Source organism: Flavobacterium frigidum (assembly GCF_048286795.2).
This window is the reverse complement of the sequence record NZ_JBLVPT020000034.1, coordinates 1-3,714: the sequence shown is the minus strand read 5'-3', so window position 1 is coordinate 3,714 and position 3,714 is coordinate 1. Positions and strand designations below refer to the sequence as shown.

3 protein-coding genes are annotated in these 3,714 nt (G+C 32.0%); all 3 read left to right on the top strand.

Going from position 1 to position 3,714, the window contains the following annotated elements; all coding sequences use genetic code 11:
• The first annotated feature begins 674 nt into the window (after positions 1-674).
• The 3 genes from ACNQGB_RS15905 to ACNQGB_RS15895 are packed head-to-tail and all read left to right on the top strand — an operon-like array spanning position 675 to position 3,474.
• Positions 675-1,064, top strand: coding sequence for a hypothetical protein (locus tag ACNQGB_RS15905; RefSeq protein WP_417947481.1), 390 nt, complete (start codon positions 675-677; stop codon positions 1,062-1,064).
• A 53-nt stretch (positions 1,065-1,117) separates the two neighbouring features.
• Entirely contained in the window at positions 1,118-2,338 is a 1,221-nt protein-coding gene (gene dcm, locus ACNQGB_RS15900) for a DNA (cytosine-5-)-methyltransferase (protein WP_417947483.1), read from the top strand.
• The gene (locus ACNQGB_RS15895; protein ID WP_417947485.1) at positions 2,335-3,474 is read left to right on the top strand and encodes a phospholipase D-like domain-containing protein; all 1,140 of its coding nucleotides are present in this window, start codon (positions 2,335-2,337) and stop codon (positions 3,472-3,474) included. The genes dcm and ACNQGB_RS15895 overlap by 4 nt, the downstream gene beginning before the upstream one ends.
• The last annotated feature ends 240 nt before the right edge of the window (positions 3,475-3,714 follow it).

Sequence of the window (3,714 nt, the reverse complement as noted above, 5' to 3'; positions counted from 1 at the left end):
ATACCTATGATGTGTTGCATGCTTAAAAATACGAAAAATCTTCTTTTAATACAAGTTTTTTAGTATATTTGAGCATAATAAAACGGGAGTTTTTTCACAGACTGACGTTGTGCGGGAGTTATGCCGAAATTACGCAGATGAAAACAATTAGAAAATAAACATCGGTTTCCGCAAGAAGTTTACACAGCAGAAGCGTGAAAATTGGAATCGATAACAGAAGTCGGAAAGTTGTAATCTGACAATTGACAGACGAAAAACTGAAGTGGGAAAAGTAGAAACTTGAAAAGCAGAAGCGTGAAAGTTGGAATCTGCTAACAGAAAATTGAAAAACTGAAACTTGAAATTTTTTGCAAAGAATTTTAAAACGAAAAGTAAATAATTGAAAATAAAACGTTGAAAATTGCGAACCGAAAAAGCAGAAACGTGAAAATTGGAATGTGCCAACAGAAGCGTGAAAAATTGTGGTTTAATTGCAATTTCGACAAAATAACCCCCGCATAACAGCCACTACAACGGATTTGGGCATTTGGCTTAATCGAAAGATGGTTTTGTACTTAGTATGATTTGGCTAATCCGAAAATAGGGCTTAATTTAGTCCCAAACCCGCTGTAGTGCCAGAACGTTACCTGATATGCGACCGCAGAGTCGGAGAAAAATAACTAAATATACAAATTATGCCAAACACAGGAGATTTATTTATCACAACATTACTTCAAGCTCATTTAGAATGGGGAGAACATAGATATACAAATAGCCGAGGTATTATAATTGGAGAAGGTTATTTGCAAATACCTGCTAATGTTGCATACGAATTTGAAATCACAAATAACCATTCTGCAATAAGATCAGCTGAATATGACTTTAGTACCTCTGATGGTTATATTGTCAATGAAAAATTATTAGCAGCTGGAAATCAACATCGAGTTGAATATGCAAAACAATTTCAAGGTTCGGGAAATTTAAAATTATTAGGCGATTGGTTCAGTCGTATTGATGCACAAGTCGGTGACCAAATTCAAATTAGATTTATCAGTCCAACTGAAATACTTTTGACGAGATTATAATTTATTTATTAGAATTAATATCCTAAATTGCAGCTTAATTTTAGATAAAGTAAATGAACGTGTTAGAAAAAATAAGTATTAAAGAATTTGATGGTAAAAACTATCAGGTAAAACTTGTTGAGCCATACGATAAAGCACTAATTACACACTATTTACACAATTATCATAACGGAGTTTCAAAGCATTATAAAAAAGATGCAGTGAAAATTTTAAACAACTTTGTTGAATACAAACAAGTTGAAGAAAAAATAAATATTGTCGCAGAAGACGCTTTGCAACAACTTCTTTTTGAAGTTGAAAACGTCCCGTTTCCAACTCCAAAAAATTACACTTTTAAATTTATTGACCTTTTTGCAGGAATTGGCGGTTTTCGTTTAGCAATGCAAAATGTTGGTGGAAAATGTGTATTTACAAGCGAATGGGAAACATCAGCTCAAAAAACTTACAGAGAAAATTTTGGAGAAATTCCATTTGGAGATATTACAAAAGAACGTGTTAAAAATTACATTCCGCAAGAATTTGATGTATTATGTGCAGGTTTTCCTTGTCAAGCCTTTTCAATTGCAGGAAATAGAAAAGGATTTGCTGACACAAGAGGGACATTGTTTTTTGACATTGAGCAGATTATAGAAAAGCACAAACCAAAAGTTGTATTTTTAGAAAATGTGAAAAATTTAGTTTCTCACGATAATGGAAATACGTTTAAAACAATTATTTCAGTTTTAGAAGATAAATTAGGTTACAAAGTTTTTACTAAAATTTTGAACTCAATGACACACGCAAATATTCCACAAAATCGTGAAAGAATTTTCATTGTAGCATTTGACCCAAATCAAGTTGAAAGTTTTGCTAATTTCCAATTTCCTTCGGAAATTAAATTAACAAAAACTATTCACGATATTTTAGAAAAAGGAAAGCAAGCAGATAATTTATATTACAAAGAAGACCACGCATATTATCCAGAACTTGAAAAAGCGATGACTTCAAAAGACACAGTTTATCAATGGCGTAGAGTTTACGCAAGGGAAAATAAAAGTAATGTTTGTCCAACTTTAACGGCAAATATGGGAACTGGCGGACACAATGTACCGCTTATAAAAGACGATTTTGGAATTAGAAAATTAACTCCAAAAGAATGTTTTCTATTTCAAGGTTATCCCGAAAATTACATTTTGCCAAACTTGGCAAATAGTAAACTTTATATGCAAGCAGGGAATTCTGTAACTACAACATTAATTGAGAGAATTAGCGACGAAATCATAAGAGTTTTATGAAATCGTTTGCAGAAATAGACATTGAAAAAAACGGAAATTATTTGAAACTGCTTTCAGCAGTTTCAAAGCTTTCGGGTTTATTCAGTGAAAGTGCTGTACCTTTCATAAATTATCGTGTTGCCGAAAATATATTTTGCAGAAGTTTCGATGCGGGCAATTTATCTCGTTCAGATACAGCTTTTGACGCAAATTATAATTCTGTTGGTGTTGGTTTGAAAACTTTTGTTTGTAATAGCAATTCCAGTACAGAAAAGGTAGCAGAATTTAACTCATTATCAAGAACTTTACGAGATTTCAAAGGTAAAGAATTAGCACTAAAGCTTGGAGAATTCAGAAACGATAGAATAAATTTAGCAAATCGTGTGTACGATATTCAAGATTCACTTTATCATATTGTTGCGAGAAAAGAAAAAGAATTATTACTTTATGAAACGGATTACAACATCATAGATGTTGCTAATATTCATTCTGTTAAAGATAATAAAGCAAGTTTACAATTTGAAGATGGAAATAATCTCTATACTTTCAATTATTCAAAAAGTACACTTTTTAGAAAGTTTATAATTCCTCAAAATGCTTTTCGTTTACCAATTGATATAATTGAAGACCCGTATTCTTTGCTTCTTGAATTGTTTGAGGAGAATAAGAATTTAAAAACTGCAACTGACAAACTTGTTAAGGGCGAAAATTATGTGATTTTGCCTCTTTACGGAATTCATAAAGGAGAAAAATTTATTTTTGAAAGAAGCGGTTTAAATCAATGGAATGCGAATGGAAGAAAAAGAGATTTTGGAGAAATTTATATTCCAATTCCTGCGGAATTACACAGGAAATATCCAAATTTCTTTCCAAAACGTGACCAAGATTTTAACTTAGAAATTCCAACAGGAGAAATATTTACCGCAAAGGTTTGTCAAGAAAACTCAAAAGCCTTGATGACTAACCCAAATAAAGCTTTGTCTGATTGGTTATTACGCAGAGTTTTACAACTTGCAGAAGGCGAATTGGCAACAATAGAAAAACTTGATAAATTAGGTTTTGATAGTGTGATAATTCTGAAAGATGAAAACGGAGATTTCAAAATTGACATTATGAAAACCAATACTTATACAGAATTCAATACCGAAACTGCATAAAAGCACATCAGGTAACACACGCTACAAGCAATTTGGGTATTAGGCTTAATTTAAACATGGTTTTGTATTTGGAAGATTAGGCTAATCCGAAGAATGGTCTTAATTTAGTCCCAAACTGCTTGTAGCGCGGGGACGTCAGGCTGTGAAAAAACCTCTTTTTTCTAATATAATCTTCAAATTTCACGACTCTACAATTCAAATAAGGTCTTTTAAGAAGTCGCCTTTTTTAGGCTGCAAATT

Excerpts from the sequence above, each read along its gene's own strand:
- dcm (WP_417947483.1), top strand. The coding sequence starts at position 1,118 with ATGAACGTGTTAGAAAAAATAAGTATTAAAGAATTTGATGGTAAAAAC.
- ACNQGB_RS15905 (WP_417947481.1), top strand. The coding sequence starts at position 675 with ATGCCAAACACAGGAGATTTATTTATCACAACATTACTTCAAGCTCAT.
- ACNQGB_RS15895 (WP_417947485.1), top strand. The coding sequence starts at position 2,335 with ATGAAATCGTTTGCAGAAATAGACATTGAAAAAAACGGAAATTATTTG.